This is a genomic window from Paenibacillus macerans (assembly GCF_900454495.1).
In the GTDB taxonomy this organism is placed as follows: Bacteria; Bacillota; Bacilli; order Paenibacillales; family Paenibacillaceae; genus Fontibacillus; species Fontibacillus macerans.
Map to the genome: position 1 here is coordinate 3,398,723 of NZ_UGSI01000001.1, position 14,956 is coordinate 3,413,678.

At 55.4% G+C, this 14,956-nt stretch carries 14 protein-coding genes; 8 read left to right on the plus strand and 6 right to left on the minus strand.

Translation table 11 applies throughout. From position 1 onward, the window contains the following. Positions 1–81 precede the first annotated feature (81 nt). A complete protein-coding gene (locus DYE26_RS15375; RefSeq protein WP_036625199.1) occupies positions 82–1,203 on the minus strand; it encodes an outer membrane lipoprotein-sorting protein in 1,122 nt (373 codons plus the stop codon). Between the two features lie 291 nt (positions 1,204–1,494). Between DYE26_RS15375 and DYE26_RS15380 the strand changes: the two genes are divergently transcribed. Next, entirely contained in the window at positions 1,495–2,241 is a 747-nt protein-coding gene (locus DYE26_RS15380; protein ID WP_051985653.1) for a LytTR family DNA-binding domain-containing protein, read from the plus strand. Positions 2,242–2,268: 27 nt separating this feature from the next. Here DYE26_RS15380 and DYE26_RS15385 read toward each other — a convergent pair whose 3' ends face one another. Next, positions 2,269–2,865: a TetR/AcrR family transcriptional regulator gene (locus DYE26_RS15385; RefSeq protein ID WP_036625202.1), complete on the minus strand. Its 597-nt coding sequence runs from the start codon at positions 2,863–2,865 to the stop codon at positions 2,269–2,271. A gap of 116 nt (positions 2,866–2,981) precedes the next feature. On the opposite strand from DYE26_RS15385, the gene DYE26_RS15390 reads away from it, so the two are divergent. Continuing rightward, positions 2,982–3,524, plus strand: coding sequence for a hypothetical protein (locus DYE26_RS15390; RefSeq protein ID WP_036625203.1), 543 nt, complete (start codon positions 2,982–2,984; stop codon positions 3,522–3,524). A 98-nt stretch (positions 3,525–3,622) separates the two neighbouring features. Continuing rightward, positions 3,623–3,781: a hypothetical protein gene (locus DYE26_RS33465; RefSeq protein WP_164815300.1), complete on the plus strand. Its 159-nt coding sequence runs from the start codon at positions 3,623–3,625 to the stop codon at positions 3,779–3,781. A 93-nt stretch (positions 3,782–3,874) separates the two neighbouring features. Here DYE26_RS33465 and DYE26_RS15395 read toward each other — a convergent pair whose 3' ends face one another. Both DYE26_RS15395 and DYE26_RS15400 read right to left on the minus strand, forming a co-directional pair. Continuing rightward, on the minus strand, positions 3,875–4,600 hold the full coding sequence (locus tag DYE26_RS15395; RefSeq protein ID WP_036625205.1) for a ThuA domain-containing protein: 726 nt from the start codon (positions 4,598–4,600) through the stop codon (positions 3,875–3,877). Further along, on the minus strand, positions 4,587–5,660 hold the full coding sequence (locus tag DYE26_RS15400; protein WP_036625207.1) for a Gfo/Idh/MocA family protein: 1,074 nt from the start codon (positions 5,658–5,660) through the stop codon (positions 4,587–4,589). The genes DYE26_RS15395 and DYE26_RS15400 overlap by 14 nt, the downstream gene beginning before the upstream one ends. Positions 5,661–5,797: 137 nt before the next feature. Between DYE26_RS15400 and DYE26_RS15405 the strand changes: the two genes are divergently transcribed. Next, positions 5,798–6,685: an AraC family transcriptional regulator gene (locus DYE26_RS15405; protein ID WP_036625209.1), complete on the plus strand. Its 888-nt coding sequence runs from the start codon at positions 5,798–5,800 to the stop codon at positions 6,683–6,685. 59 nt (positions 6,686–6,744) lie between these two features. Here DYE26_RS15405 and DYE26_RS15410 read toward each other — a convergent pair whose 3' ends face one another. Beyond that, a complete protein-coding gene (locus tag DYE26_RS15410; RefSeq protein WP_036625211.1) occupies positions 6,745–7,995 on the minus strand; it encodes an MDR family MFS transporter in 1,251 nt (416 codons plus the stop codon). Positions 7,996–8,173: 178 nt separating this feature from the next. On the opposite strand from DYE26_RS15410, the gene DYE26_RS15415 reads away from it, so the two are divergent. Together DYE26_RS15415 and DYE26_RS15420 are read left to right on the plus strand one after the other, a co-directional pair. Next, the gene (locus DYE26_RS15415) at positions 8,174–9,529 is read left to right on the plus strand and encodes an amino acid permease (protein ID WP_036625213.1); all 1,356 of its coding nucleotides are present in this window, start codon (positions 8,174–8,176) and stop codon (positions 9,527–9,529) included. A gap of 108 nt (positions 9,530–9,637) precedes the next feature. Beyond that, on the plus strand, positions 9,638–11,950 hold the full coding sequence (locus DYE26_RS15420) for an alpha/beta hydrolase family protein (RefSeq protein ID WP_036625215.1): 2,313 nt from the start codon (positions 9,638–9,640) through the stop codon (positions 11,948–11,950). Between the two features lie 66 nt (positions 11,951–12,016). Here DYE26_RS15420 and DYE26_RS15425 read toward each other — a convergent pair whose 3' ends face one another. After that, positions 12,017–12,568, minus strand: coding sequence for a GbsR/MarR family transcriptional regulator (locus tag DYE26_RS15425; RefSeq protein ID WP_036625216.1), 552 nt, complete (start codon positions 12,566–12,568; stop codon positions 12,017–12,019). A 338-nt stretch (positions 12,569–12,906) separates the two neighbouring features. Between DYE26_RS15425 and DYE26_RS15430 the strand changes: the two genes are divergently transcribed. Both DYE26_RS15430 and DYE26_RS15435 read left to right on the plus strand, forming a co-directional pair. After that, positions 12,907–14,154: a quaternary amine ABC transporter ATP-binding protein gene (locus DYE26_RS15430; RefSeq protein WP_036625217.1), complete on the plus strand. Its 1,248-nt coding sequence runs from the start codon at positions 12,907–12,909 to the stop codon at positions 14,152–14,154. Beyond that, positions 14,114–14,956, plus strand: coding sequence for an ABC transporter permease (locus DYE26_RS15435; protein ID WP_155620563.1), 843 nt, complete (start codon positions 14,114–14,116; stop codon positions 14,954–14,956). Before DYE26_RS15430 ends, DYE26_RS15435 begins: the two co-directional genes overlap by 41 nt.

A 14,956-nucleotide genomic window follows, 5' to 3' on the forward strand; every position in this document is an offset into this window, starting at 1 on the left:
CAAACAAAAGCAGGCGAAAAGACGGGCCCGGCCAACTCGGTCACGATAGCCGGAACAGCCGTAATCCGCCTGTTCATATCATTATTTACCCGTTTGATCCTGCATAGAAGCGGCGACTTTAACCATTTCATGGACAGGCAGGTTTTCGCTTGTGATCCGGAACTCCAAACCGTCCACGGTCCAGGTCAAGGTTTGCAGCTCCTCGCCGGTCAAGAAGCCCCAGGTAAAGCCCATGTCGACCAGTTCGCCGGGCACCAGCGAGGCGGTGCGGTCCGGGGAACGCGTCTCCGACAGCGTAAACTGATATGTACCGTCATAACGCTGAAGCACGGTGATACGCTCGCTGCCTTCCACAACTTTATCGTCCTTGTACTCCACGCCGTCCGGCAAATAGGTGGGAATAATGACGCCGAACGGTTCCGACAGAGCCGGACTCGACGGCTGCTCCGCACTGGCTCCGCCGGCGGATGCGGTTCCGGTTCCGTCCGCTTGTTCCGAGACCGGCTTCTCGACGAGCATCCCATTCTCATCGACCTCCAGCAGCGTCCCTTGGGCGTCCTGTGCCGCCGCGTCGAGGTTGTGCTGCATGTCGAACGATTTGTCGTTGAACTTCGCATCAAAATCAAATTTGTCGAATTTCACTTCGACAACAACTTTGGCTTCGGCATCGGAGACCTGAACTTGTTTCGGCGCATAGTTGTCTTTGGCCAGCCAGATTTTTTGCCGTACGAGCGCATGGGTGTTGTAGTTGGCGGCCACTTCAAAAATATAGCTGTCCTTGTCGGTTTCGAACTGCCTCGAGCCGTCGGTCAAAATGCTGCGGGCCAGCGTCTGATACAGATAAACCTGGCCTTGGTTTTCCGGCCAATCGCTCTGGAAGCGGAAGCTCTTGTTCAGGCTTGGCGTGAGCACGTAAACGCCCTGCTCGTTGCGGAGCACGATTTGCGTGATATCCTTCTGCGCATTCGTCAGCGCGATCCGGTAGAACGACGGGTTCTGATACCACACCTCCACCTTATACTCCTGCGGCTTGTCGCCGGTATAAAGCGTCATCGTACCTGAACCTTGATAACTCTTTAATCCGGCGACCACTTTGTCCAAATCCTTGACGACGCCGTCAGCGTCCTTTTTCCCGCATGCAGCCAGCACAACGCTTAAAGCCAGCACGATGGTCAGCATCCCCAACCATGAGAAACGGCGCATGAGATCATCCCCTCTGCAGTTTGATTTCCTAAACTGATACATGTCTATGAGGGAACTTGGCCGATTATGCAGACTAGCTCCGGCTCGGCCAACGTTGGCCAAGCAGGCGGATGCATTGGGCCCCGCCCGAAATTGCAAGATGGCGCAAGCCTTACCCCGCCGAACAGGCGAACTCGCTCACGCATCTTACCCCTTTCAGCGTGCAGCTTGCCTGCGGCGGTATTGCTTCCGTAAAAATCGCCGTGATATGGTTAACTCACCAATAGATAAGGATACCGGGGAGTGAACCCTTTGAAATTGATTATCGACCAATCGCTTGACCATGAGGACGTGGAAATCACCATCAAATGCAGGCTGATCGACGCCGAATTGGAGAAGCTGATCGCGCAAATTCGCCTTTACGGCTTTTCCATCACGGGAAAAAAGGACGGCGCAACCTATCCGCTGCGGCCCGAGGACATCTACTATTTCGAGTCCATCGACGACAAAACGTTCGCTTATTGCGAGAAGGACGTTTATGAATGCAGTCTGCGGCTTTACGAGCTGGAGCAGCAATTCGCCCGGGCCGATTTTGTGCGGATCAGCAAAAGCTGCATTTTGAACATCATGAAGCTGTCCAGCAGCTCGATCGTATTTTTCCTCACCACGTTTTTGCGCAGCCAAAACGCCTTCTCGGCGGCCAGCACGGTGATCGGAACGCTGAGCGGCTTCCTGACCGGCATTTACGTACCCGATGGGCAGCCTGCCGGAAGCGGTGCAATGGGTCATCAAGGCATTTCCCGTATCGCACGCCGGCATGCTCATTCGCAGCGTAATGCTGGAGCGGCCGCTGGCGATCTCCTTCGCCGGAGCGCCGGCCGGAATGGAGGCGGAGTTCACGCGGCGCATGGGCGTGGTGTATCAATTCGGCGGCTACACGGTGGAGAACTGGCTAAGCATCGTCATTTTGCTCGGGACTACAGTTTTGTTTTTCGGCTTGTCCCTGCTGAATTTGTCGCGGAAAAACAAATAGCTCAGGCCCGCGGGCATAAGCCGTAGCGGCGTAACGGCTCCCGCCCAGTCCGCCTACTTCTCGGCCACATTCATTATCGAGTCCAGGTGATGCACCAGGATGCGGCTGATCTTGTCCGCGCCCAGCCGCTGCGGATCGAGCAGCGCATGGAGCGCGATGCCGTCGATCAGGGCGTACAACCGCTCCGCCTCCAGCTCTTGATCCGCTCCCGCATTCAGCAGCCCCTGCTCACCCAAATAAGCGATGATCTGCCGCATCATTTGATGTATCCCGTCATGCTGCGCGTCAAAGCCGGGCTGCTTGTGCCGGAAATAGGACGTAAACGCCAGCCACACCTCCATTTCCGCCCTGGTTTCCTCGCGGGTCGGCACGATCTCCAGCAATAATCTCAGCACTTTCTTCTTCGGCGGCAGGTCCAGCTCAGCGATCTCGTTAATCCGGGCCGCCGCCTTCTCCTTCACCAAATTCATGGCATAGCGAAGCAGTTCCTCCTGCGAGGAAAAATCATGGCGCAGCGCGCCGGCCGACATCCCCGCCTCCTTGGCGATATTGCGCACCGACGCCCCTTCCATCCCCTGCTGCAAAATAACCCGCCACGTCGCTTCGGCGATCGTTTGTTTTCTTTGATCATGATCTACTTGTTTTGGCATATCTTCAGTTTACCAGCCCTGGGCCAACAATACAATTTATTAAATACAGTTGTATTAAATAAATAAGGATGCTACAATACTTCAAGACTTTGCAAATTGCAGGAGGGAAAACACGCATGAACACGGTGGCCTGGACAATCGTCGCCTGCGAAATCGCCTTTTGGGTGGTCATTGCCGCAGGATTAATCGTTCGTTATTTATGGAAAAGACCCAAGCTGGGGTTGGCCTTGCTTGCTCTGACTCCGGTCATCGACCTGATCCTGTTCGTCATTACCGGCGTCGACCTGTACAACGGGGCAACGGCCACGACGGCCCATGCGCTTGCCGCCGTATATATCGGGGTATCGATCGCCTGCGGAAAAAGCATGATAGACTGGGCCGACGCCAAGTTCCGCTACTACGTGGCCAAAGAGGAAGCCGCCAAGCCGGAAAAGCGTTACGGCATGGACCATGCCAAACATGAATTGAAAGGATTTATCCGTCACATCCTCGCGTTTCTGATCGGAGGTCTGCTGCTCGCCGGGATGATTTATTTCATCAACGATTCCAGCCGGACCGAAGCTTTGCTTGGGGTGCTGCGAGTGTGGGGTGTTGTACTGTGTGTGGATTTGGTCATTACCGTCACATATTTCATTTGGCCGAAACAACTCAAAAAATAATCAAGGGCCTAAGCCGAAACGCTTTTACCATGCATAAAACCCATCATGCCAACGCACCCTACTGTTGACTTATCGGGAGCTCGAAGGAGGGTAGCAGTATGGAGAAAAAGTCTCAAGGTCCTAGCAAATATGAAGTGCAAAGAGACGAGTTCAACAAAATGCCGGTTCCGAGCAAGGAAAGAGAAGAGTTTGCCAAAGAAATGGCGGAAGATGCCAAAGCGGCATTCGGCCAAGGCCAACAGCAATCGGAGCGTTAAAATAAGCATTCAACTTCAATCGCGTTATGAAAAGAAAAGCCAACCGCATTGGCACGAAGGCGGTTGGCTTTTCTGCTTTTCGCAAGTCTATGCTTAGATGTTCTCCAGCGGCGCGGTGTTCCCGTAAACCGGCGTCGGTCCTTGAACCGGAGCGGCCCAATCCACCGCGTTCGAAATCACTTTGAGCACTTCTGGCTGATGATAGATCGGGAACGTTTCATGGCCCGGTCTGAAATAGAAGATCTTTCCCTGCCCCCTGCGGTAGCAGCAGCCGCTGCGGAACACTTCTCCGCCCTCAAACCAGGAGATGAAGACAAGCTCGTCCGGCGCCGGGATTTCAAACCGCTCCCCGTACATTTCTTCGTTCGGGATTTCGATGTATTCCCCGAGGCCGCGGGCGATCGGATGACCCGGCTCGATCACCCAAATCCGTTCCTTCTTCCCGTCTTCGCGCCATTTCAGCAATTCCGTGTTCGTTCCCATCAGCTTCCGGAATATTTTCGAAGCGTGTCCGGAATGGAGCACGATCAGCCCCATCCCGCCGAGCACTTTTTGCCGCACCTTTTCCACCACTTCGTCGCTGACTTCATCATGGGCCACATGCCCCCACCAAATCAACACGTCCGTTTGATCCAGCACATCATCGGTCAGTCCATGCTCCGGATCGTCAAGGACGGCCGTCTTCACCTCGTAATCTTCATTGTTCTTCAAATAACCCGCGATCGCCATATGAATGCCTTCGGGATAAATCGCTTTGACCTGATCACTAAGTTTCTCGTGACGAAACTCGTTCCATACCGTTACCTTAATGGTTGACATGCCAAACATCCTCCTGCTGAATAGTGATCCATTTCTCTTCCGTAAACGAAGCGATGATGGAGTCGATCGTTCGTTGGTTCATATAACCGTCTTCCAGCGTGGCGTCAAATCCGTCGCCCTTGCCCAGAACGAGGTTGATAAACGACTGAATCTGACCGGCCTGATAGGAATCCGGGATGTCGACTTTGCGGAAATCTTTGTCTCCGTCTTCGTCGAAGCGGACATAAAGGGCATCCTCTTCCTCCAAATCGTAAACGAGCGCCCCGGCGCTGCCGTAAATCTCCATCCGCTGGTAATTGCCCCGCCCGTAAGCGAACCTAGAGATCGCCATCGTCGCGGAAACGCCGCCGCTGAGCCGGGCCAGCACATGGCAGAAGTCGTCGACATCGACCTCGCCTTTGCCTTCGCCGTCCAGCAAAGCGCGCTCTTTCACGATCGTGTCCGCGTCGGCGATCGCCCGCTCGACGTTGCCGACCAGGAGGCGCTGCAGATCAAGGATATGCGAGCCCAGATCGCCCAGCGCTCCGGAGCCGGCCAGATCTTTGCGGAATCTCCAGACCAGCGGGATGCGTTCGTCCAGCCCCCAGCCTTGGAGATACTGGCTGTACACATGTTTAATTACGCCCAAACGCCCCTGGCTGAGCAGCGCCTTGGCATATCTGACCGCTTTTTTGTAGCGGTAGCTGAAACATACCATGTGGGGCAGCGGCGCGGCCGCGATTGCGTCGCGCAATTCGGCCGCCTCGCGCGTATCAAGGGATACCGGCTTCTCCAGGGCAAACGGCTTGCGCTGCCGGATCGCCTCCCGGGCGATCGCAAAGTGGCTTTGGTTCGGCGTGGCGATCGTCACGGCATCCAGCTCGGGGTCGTCAAGCAGCCGCAAGTAACTTTCATATCTCCGCGCTGCGGGAATATTCAGCTCTTCTCCCCGCTTCGCCAGAGCCTCCTTATTGGCATCGCAAATGGACCATACTTCCGCGTCCGGGCTGGCCAAAATACCGGCGATGTGAGCCCCCGCAATTCCGCCCAAACCGATCACGCCGATTTTCAACTTTCCCATGCTGCCTCGCCTCTTCACACAAAATCGCTTTCAATTTCTACTCCAGTATAGGCTGTGATAGAATGAACGGGAATGCCTAACACATACTCTTTTTGTACAAAAACGACTTTTTCATTTTGCCCAAGGGGGATATCCGTATGCTTGCCATCAACATCGAGGTGATGCCCAAAATCAAACTGATGGGGTTCGTTTCTTACCCGAATCCGTGGATTCATTTTAAAAGAACGATCAATGAGCATATTTTGTACTTTATTAAAAGCGGGGAATTGCATATCCGGGAGAACGGGGTTCCATATATATTGAAAAAAGGGGATGTGTTCATCCTTGAACCGGACTTGGAGCACGAGGGGATCGAAAAACGCGCCTGCGACTATTATTACATTCATTTTGAGCATCCGGACATGAAGTCCGTCGAGATTCCCGATCTGCTCACGCTGGCCCGGCATTTGATCGTGGAGGAAGGCGCCGAGCAGTCGGGGCCGGGCAGCCCGCTTTGTTATTTTCCCAAAGCCTACACCTTGTCCAAAAACAGCCAGCCGCTGTCCTTCCATGCGATGAACGACATGCTGCAGCTGTACAGACGCAAATATTTCAACCGGGGGCTGACCGCGCTGAAGCTGACCGAATGGCTGATCGAGGTGTCCCGGGAGCATTTTATGAACGCGCTGCAGGCGGACCCTAGAAACAACTCCAAATCGTTCATCAAAGTGCATGCCCTGCTCGATTATATCCACCAAAACTATGCCGGCAAAATAACCAGCTCGGACATCGAGCAGGAATTCGACTGCAACTACGACTATATCAACCGGGTTTTCAGCAAGTTCACCGGGCACAGCATCATGCGCTACGTGAACCTGATCCGCATTAACCATGCCAAGGAACTGATCGAGGCGACCCATCTCAGCTTCGGCGAAATCGGGTATTTGACAGGGCTGGACGATCCGTATCATTTCAGCAAGCTGTTCAAAAAATACGCCGGCGTCTCGCCAACGCAGTATTACAAAAGGCACCGGGGCGAAACATAGTCACACGTTGCCGTATAGCAACGGAGCTCTTAGCCGAGCTGGCCGTGGCCAGCGCCGTCTTAGCTTTGCGCCGCAGCCTCGGCGGCTTCGGCCGCTTTGGCCGGCCTGCCGTCCCCCGAATGGCGGTTGGCCAACAGCAGAAACGGCACGCCGCAGGCGGTCGTCAAGGCAAGGATCGCGAAAATGGGCAGCGCCGCCCCGGCGCCCAGCGAATCCAGCAAAAATCCGCCGAGCAGCGGGGCCAGCGTGTTCCCCAGGTTGTTGAACCCGAAAACGCCGAAATAAGTGCCGCGCAGCTCCGGCTTGGCGATCCGGTCGACCAGCACATCCGTCATCGTAAACATCAGCACTTCCCCGATCGTAAAGATAACGACCCCGAGGATAAACGCCCAAATCGTATGGAACGATCCGAACAGAAGCAAACTGCAAGAAACGAACAAATTGCCGGCGATGATCGGGACGATCGGCGAAAAACGGCTGGCCAACCGGACGAGCGGAAACTGCACGGCCAATACGACGATCGCATTGAGCGACAGCATATAGCTGAACCACTTGGCCCCGTTTTCGATATCCGGGCTCATTTCCATATACTGCGCCAACGTGGAGTCGAAATGGCCGTAGCCCAGCACGCAAAAGATCATCCCGATCAGTACGTACACAAACGTCCGATCCCGGCCGGTCACCTGCAGGGCCCCTTTTAATGTCAGGCGCTCGCCGGCCCCCCGTTCGGCGGTGCCGATATTTTTATGGGCCATGAACTGGATCAGCAGCACGATGCCGTACAGGAAATAGACGAGGCCGGCAAAATAAAAAGCGATGCCCGATTCCGAAGCGCCGAGCTGCATGCCGAGAATCGGCCCGATGACCACGCCCAGATTGATCGCCGCGTAACGAAGGTTAAATACGAGTATCTTGCTCTCCTGCGTCGTAATGTCGGCCAGCAGCGCCCGCGAGGTCGGCTCGAACATCGCCCGGCACAGCCCGTTGAGCGCGTTCATGACGAAAAATACCCATACCTTGTCCGCCAAAGCAAAGCCGACGAACACGAGCGCCCAGCCGAAAATGGATATATACAGCACTCTTTTTCGTCCAATGACGTCCGAGATGTATCCTCCGTAAAAGCTGGCGAACACGCCGATCAGCGAACTGACGGCGACGACGATCCCGGTTTCCGAGGCGGTCGCGCCCATCGATTTGATCAAATAAATGGACAAGAACGGAATGCTCATGGATGTGGCCATCCGGCCAAAGATCGTGCCAACAATAATAGTCCAGGATAAAGGATGAATGTTTTTGAGATGCGTATTCATGGAGTTCGCCTTTCTTTGTTCACATTTATGCGAAAACTATTTACCTATTAAACCCCGGCTGTAAAATATTTGTCAAGACAAAAGACGAGGTTTGTCATTTCCTATCTCCGCCATTTTGCAGTAAGATTAGTAAATATCCATTTACGACCAACATCCTTTTCAGGGGGCCTTTAGCGTTATGAAATCCAACAACCAAACCACTTTGCAAAAAAAATTGCTGCCGCGCCATATCAGTTTTATGGCGATGGGCGGCGTGATCGGCACCGGCATTTTCAAAGGCAGCGCGGAAACGGTAAGCCTGGCCGGTCCAGGCGTCATTTTTTCCTACGTTTTCGCCGGCTTGCTGCTGCTTGTCGTGATGGGGGCGATCGCCGAAATGGCCACCGTTTATCCGGGCCGGAATATGAAAGACTTCATCCGCCAAGCGTTCGGGGAACGGGTATCTTTTATCATCGGCTGGCTGTATTGCTTTATGTGGCTGGCCGTCTGCGTCATCGAGGTCATCGCCGCCGGCAGCTTCCTGCAGTTTTGGCTCCCGGGCGTGCCGCTCTGGGTTTTGAGCCTGGCCAGCGCGGCCTTCATCCTGGCCGTCAACACGATGAGCGTCGGCGGATACGGGGAATTCGAATTTTGGCTCGCCGGCATCAAAATCGCCATGATCGTGGTGTTCATCGTGCTGGGCGCGGCCATCCTGTTCGGCTGGATTCCCGGGGACGGGGCACCGTTCCCGTACAACTACACCGCTTACGGCGGCTTTTTCCCTCACGGCTGGACCGCCATTTTCTCGGCCCTGCTGGTCGTCATGTTCTCTTACGGCGGCTCCGAGCTGATCGGGCTGACGTTATCGGAAGCGCAAAATGCCGAAAAGGTGCTGCCCCGGGTCGTCAAAAGCTTTATTTTGCGCGTCGTCCTGTTTTATACGCTGCCGATTCTCATCATCTGCGGACTGGTCCCGTGGAACAGCCTGAACGAACAGACCAGCCCGTTCGTCCAGGTGCTGGCATCCGCCGGTTTGCAGGGCTCGGCGCACCTGATGAATTTCATCCTGATTACGGCCGTTTTGTCGGCCGCCAATTCCGGCATTTACGGCGCTACCCGCATGCTCCACTCCATGGCGGCGGGCGGCGAAGCTCCGGCTTTACTCGCCCGAATTTCGGCCCAAGGGGTTCCGGTCAACAGCCTGAAGCTCTGCGGCAGCGTGCTGATCCTCGGTTCGCTGGTCGCCTATTTGAATCAAGCCGGCTTATTTCGCCTGCTGATGGCCGTGCCGGGTTTCGTCGTGGTGCTCGTTTGGATTACGATCTGCTTGTCCCAGCTTAAGCTGCGCAAATCCTATCCGGGAACGCCGGGCTTTAAAGTCTGGGGATATCCCTATATTACGATCTTAACGATTATCTGCTTATCGGTCATCGCCCTGATGTTTTTGTTTGACGCGCAAAACCGGATCAGCATATCGGTCTGTCTCGCCGTGCTGACCCTGCTGATCGTCTGGTCGGCGGTACGGTTTCGCTCCGGCGCCGGCCGCGGCCGCTAGAACGCCGTTAACCTGCGAACCTAAGCGAAAGACAGTTTGCCCCTGTTCCTCCGTCCATGCCCGGCATGTTACAATAACGTCAGAAGTCTAAACCGGTTTGGGGGAATTATGGAACTACAGGTACTAACCGAACTTGTTCTGCAGAAACCGACGCTGCGTTACCGGCTGATCCGCCGGATTCAAGGCGCTTACCGGTACGATACCGCCTATTGGCGTTTTGCCGCAGCCGGTCCATGGGGCGCGGGTATGTTGGCTTTTATGCTGCTGGCTTTGGGCATGCCTACAGGCCTCGGGTCCGCCTTCGACATGCTGCTGTTCGTATTGACGGGGACGATGGGAATGTTCGCCGCCGCGCACGCGGCCGCGGCCCTGCTGGCGCTGATCGGAATACCGGTCCCCCGCCTGTTTGCGGGAACCGTGTTGTATGATCTGATCGTCATTTTTTTCATCTTCTATTATAATGATGTGCCTCTTGCCGCTGCGGCGGTAATATCCGGCGCGGCGACGCTGGCCGGAGCCATCGCCGGCTTGATTGCCGCATGGATCGTCCGCCTGCGTGTCCCGCTTCGCGCCAAAACCGGCCTGCTTGCGGCGCTTGCGCTGTTTGGACTTACCGCCGCCGTCTGGCCGGAGGTTTCGCCGCAAACCGATCTTATGCCGGCTTCCCTTACCGCTTCCGGCGCTTTCGAACCGGCCGATAATCCGGCCAATCCGGGACCTTATCGAGTTTCTACATTATATTATGGGAGCGGTAAAGACCGCTGGCAGCCGGAATTCGGGAAAGAGACGGATCTGCGGTCCGCATCCGTTGACGCCTCCGCTTACATTAAAAACTGGCCGAGGCTCCGCACCTGGTTTTGGGGTTATGACCAGCGCGCGCTTCCCGTCAACGGCCGGGTATGGATGCCGGATGCGGGCAAAGGAAATTCGGGGTACGCCGGCCCCTATTCGCTCGTTCTGATCGTTCACGGCAACCATTTGATGGAGGACTTTTCCGACGGGGGATACGCTTATTTGGGCGAGCTTTTGGCCAGCCGGGGATATGTGGCCGTTTCGGTGGACGAAAACTTTTTGAACTATTCGGCATGGTCGGGGATTCCCGACAATGATATGAAGGTGCGCGCCTGGATGCTGCTGAAGCATTTGCAGCAAATCGGAGAGTTTGCCGCCGAGCCGGGCAATCCGTTATACGGGAAAATCGACTTCGGACAAATCGCCCTGATCGGCCATTCGCGCGGAGGGCAAGCGGCCGCCATGGCCGCCGATTACCGGAATTGGTTCGGTTCCGACGCGTCGCTGCAAAGCCTGGACTCGTTCCGGATTCAAGCCGCGGTTGCCATTGCCCCCACCGACAAAAAGGTGGACAACAAATACACCAGGCTGCGGGACGTCAGCTACTTGACGCTGCAGGGCGCCCGGGACGGCGATGTCAACGATTTCGACGGCGACCGCCAGTACATGAGGACCACGTTTTCCCGCGGGTCGGACAAATTCAAAGCTTCGCTCTATATCGCCGACGCCAACCACAGCCAGTTTAACAGCAGCTGGGGGGCCAGCGATGTCAGTTATCCGAAAGGCATCCTGCTTAGCCGAAGCGGCATGCTGGCTCCCGACGAGCAGCGGGAAATCGCGAAGGTGTACATTTCCGCATTTTTGGAGGAAACGCTGCAGCGGCAGGAGCAGGAACAACAGGAGCAAGAGTCATACCTTGCCTTGTTTCAGGACTATCGCGCCGGAATGTCCTGGCTGCCGGATACGGACTATTATAACCGGTTTGAGAGCGGATCATTTATCCCATGGGCCCGCTTTGACGAGGACACAAACAGGGCGTCGATTCCCGGCGGCGGAAAAGCGGAGGCCAGCGGCCTCATCTGGACGGAGCAAAACGCCAAAAACCGGCACAACGTCAGCAAACCGACCCGCGGCATCGTGCTGGAGCGCAGCGAAAGCGCGGCAAGGGGCGGCGCCGGCTCCGTTTACGCTCTGCAATGGGAGCAAGGCGCCCCCGTTCCCGGGCCGGGCGGGTCCGCTCCCGAATGGTTGTCCTTTTCATTGGCGGCCTTAAACCATGAACTTGAACCAAACGATTCGGGGGCTGCCGATGCGGCCGCTTCTGCGGAGATCAGCGTAGAGCTGACCGACGGCCATGGCACATCCGCCGTCCTGCCATTGTCCGCATTTATGGACAGGGCTCCGCTTCCGGAGACCACTTTCACAATTCATCCGTGGCTGGAGCGGAACCTGTCGGAAGGCAAATACAAGCATCCGACCGAAGCGGTATTCCAAACCTGCCGCCTGCCGTTAGCGGCCTTCGCCGCGGCGAAGCCGGGCTTTGACCCGTCGCCCGGCATTACCCGCCTGGCCTTCCGCTTGAATGGCGGCCCGGCCAAAATCATGCTGGACAACATCGGGGTATATTAAAAACGCTTATTCCCTTCGGCCTATCTACAGGCCGGGAATAAGCGTTTTTTTACAATAAGGCGCGTATTATTCAGGTTTAGGTACGAGCTGGTAGATGTCCCCGCTTTCCATCGTATCGATCAAACGGTCCAGCCACTCGTAATATTTTACCGCTTCCCTCATTTTGCGAGCATCTTCCTCCAGCACCTTGCGAAGCGGTCCTTCCGGCTCGCTCGCCAGACAGCGGTTCAATTCATCCAGGGAACGGCGCAGCACCAGAATGTTGCCTTCCACGGCTTTTCTCCATTTAATGGCAAAAAAGTCCGTAAACGTCTGATACCAATCGTATTCGACTTCATATAAGTCCTTGCGCGAGCCTTTCTCCCATACTTTATTCACCATTTTGAGATCAAGCAGCGTTCGCACGCCCGTGCTCATGCTGGTCTTGCTCATACTCATTTCGACGCCCATCTCATCCAGGGTCATCGGCTTATCCGCAAAAAAAAGCAGCCCGTACAAATGGCCCGTTGATAGAGAAATGCCATATAAGTCCATATTTCTGCCAATCGCTTCTATAACACGCTTGCGTACCTTCATTAATGACGCATGCTGTTCTTCCGTGAGCTGGTCCAAGCTCATGCTTGCAACCTCCTATTCATTGCGAACCATGATTCTATGGTGTTGGCGCCATCTAACACTGCGTAGTCTAACGCTTATTCTATCTTAAGGAAAGCCTGCCGAAATGTAAAGAAGCGACTTCGGCAGGATATGGGAGCATACGAGAGTTATCCGTAGATTCGTTACGTTCAGTTTTTTCTGTACGTTCCTTACGTACGGATTTGAGCTTTGATATATGTTTGTTTTACCTGTTAGACTGTTATACATAGGTTGATGCGATGCTGACCGCTTCGCCTTGCTTTTTGCTGCAGCGAAGTCAGGCATCGGAGGGCAAAGTTGTTAAGAAGAGGAGTGAATATATGAGTAAGGAAATATTGCGTGTCCATGAAGTAAGCAAATTGTTTGGCCCGCACGCGGAGCAGGGCATACCTTTGCTGAAGCAAGGTTATACGAAAGAACGCCTGCTTAAAGAGAAAGGCATTACGATTGGCGTCGGCCAGGTGAGCCTGGATATCCGCGAAGGGGAAATTTTCGTCATCATGGGCCTGTCCGGCAGCGGCAAATCGACGCTTGTGCGGATGCTGAACCGGCTCATCGAACCTACGGCAGGTGAAATTCTGCTGCACGGACAGGACTTGCTGAAAATGAATAAATCGCAGCTTCGCGAAGTGCGGAGAAAATCGATCGGCATGGTGTTCCAGAAATTCGCCTTGTTCCCGCACCGCACGGTGCTGCAAAACGTGGAATACGGGCTTGAAGTTCAAAAAGTAAACAAAAGCGATCGGAAGGAAAAAGCAATGCAGGCGCTGGAGCTCGTCGGACTGAAGGGCTGGGAAAATCAATATCCCGAGCAGCTTAGCGGCGGCATGCAGCAGCGGGTCGGTCTGGCCCGGGCGCTGGCCAACGACCCGGAGATTTTGCTGATGGACGAAGCGTTCAGCGCGCTGGATCCGTTGATTCGCCGCGACATGCAGGACGAACTGCTCGAGCTGCAGGAAAGAATGAAAAAAACGATCGTCTTTATTACGCACGATCTGGACGAAGCGCTGCGCATCGGCGACCGGATCGCGCTCATGAAGGACGGCGCGCTGGTGCAGATCGGAACGCCGGAGGAAATGCTGACGAACCCGGCCGACCGCTACGTCGAGCGGTTCATCGAAGACGTCGATCTGTCCAAAGTGCTGACCGCCGCGCGCGTGATGCGGCGTCCGGAGACGATTTACCCGGACCGCGGGCCGCGGGTGGCCCTGGAGCTGATGCGCGAACGGGGAATCTCCAACCTGTTTGTCATCGACCGCAGCAAGCGCCTGCTCGGCGTCATTACCGCCGAGGACGCCTCGTCCGCGGCGAAAACCGGAGCTTCGCTCAGCGACATCCTGATTCAGGACGGTCCGCGGGTTATGCCGGATACCGTGCTGAGCGATTTGTTCGAGGTCACTAGCTCGTCCAAAGTGCCGCTGGCGGTTGTGGACGAACAGGAACGCCTGCTTGGCGTTATCGTGCGCGGCGCCGTGCTCGGCGCGCTTGCCGGAGAAACTCATCATGAGACGAAGGAGGTGACCGGTCATGAACTCGATTCCGAAGTTGCCGCTAGCCGACTGGATTGAGTCGATCGTCGATTGGATGAGCACGTATTTGGGAGGATTTTTCGACGGCTTGTCCCTGGTGATCGAATCGATCGTGAATTTCTTTGCCGGTTTGTTTTTGCTGCCTCACCCGCTTCTGTTTATCGCCATCATCGGCATTCTCGCTTATTTGATCGGCAAATGGAAGCTTGCCTTGTTTACGGTGATCGGTTTTCTGCTGATCGATAACCTCGGTTATTGGCAAGAAACGATGAACACGCTTGGCCTTGTCATCACGTCGGGGCTGATTTCGATCCTGCTGGGGATTCCGATCGGGATTTGGAGCGCCTACAGCAAAGTTACCCACCGGATCATCGCACCGCTGCTTGATTTCATGCAGACGATGCCGGCGTTCGTGTATTTGCTGCCGGCCGTTACCTTTTTCAGTCTGGGGGTCGTTCCCGGCGTCATCGCCTCGGTCATTTTTGCGATCCCGCCGACAATTCGGCTAACCTATCTGGGCATCAAGCAGGTGTCCGGCGAATTAACCGAAGCGGCCAACGCTTTCGGCTCCACGTCCTGGCAGAAGCTGTTTAAGGTCGAGCTGCCTTTGGCGATGCCGACGCTGATGGCCGGGGTGAACCAAACGATCATGCTGTCGCTGTCCATGGTCGTCATCGCGTCCATGATCGGCGCGCAGGGAATCGGGGCCACCGTTTACCGGGCCGTGACCCAGCTTAAAATCGGTCAAGGCTTCGAAGCCGGTCTGGCCGTCGTCGTACTCGCGATCGTGCTGGACCGCTTTACGCAAAATTTGTTGAAATCCAAAAAAAGGGGAGATTAA

Coding starts and splice junctions, on each gene's coding strand:
- DYE26_RS15375 (WP_036625199.1), bottom strand. CDS start 1,203: ATGCGCCGTTTCTCATGGTTGGGGATGCTGACCATCGTGCTGGCTTTA.
- DYE26_RS15405 (WP_036625209.1), top strand. CDS start 5,798: ATGCTTGCCATCAACATCGAGGTGATGCCCAAAATCAAACTGATGGGG.
- DYE26_RS15395 (WP_036625205.1), bottom strand. CDS start 4,600: ATGTCAACCATTAAGGTAACGGTATGGAACGAGTTTCGTCACGAGAAA.
- DYE26_RS15410 (WP_036625211.1), bottom strand. CDS start 7,995: ATGAATACGCATCTCAAAAACATTCATCCTTTATCCTGGACTATTATT.
- DYE26_RS15435 (WP_155620563.1), top strand. CDS start 14,114: ATGAACTCGATTCCGAAGTTGCCGCTAGCCGACTGGATTGAGTCGATC.
- DYE26_RS15400 (WP_036625207.1), bottom strand. CDS start 5,660: ATGGGAAAGTTGAAAATCGGCGTGATCGGTTTGGGCGGAATTGCGGGG.
- DYE26_RS15415 (WP_036625213.1), top strand. CDS start 8,174: ATGAAATCCAACAACCAAACCACTTTGCAAAAAAAATTGCTGCCGCGC.
- DYE26_RS15390 (WP_036625203.1), top strand. CDS start 2,982: ATGAACACGGTGGCCTGGACAATCGTCGCCTGCGAAATCGCCTTTTGG.
- DYE26_RS15385 (WP_036625202.1), bottom strand. CDS start 2,865: ATGCCAAAACAAGTAGATCATGATCAAAGAAAACAAACGATCGCCGAA.
- DYE26_RS15430 (WP_036625217.1), top strand. CDS start 12,907: ATGAGTAAGGAAATATTGCGTGTCCATGAAGTAAGCAAATTGTTTGGC.
- DYE26_RS15425 (WP_036625216.1), bottom strand. CDS start 12,568: ATGAGCTTGGACCAGCTCACGGAAGAACAGCATGCGTCATTAATGAAG.
- DYE26_RS15420 (WP_036625215.1), top strand. CDS start 9,638: ATGGAACTACAGGTACTAACCGAACTTGTTCTGCAGAAACCGACGCTG.
- DYE26_RS33465 (WP_164815300.1), top strand. CDS start 3,623: ATGGAGAAAAAGTCTCAAGGTCCTAGCAAATATGAAGTGCAAAGAGAC.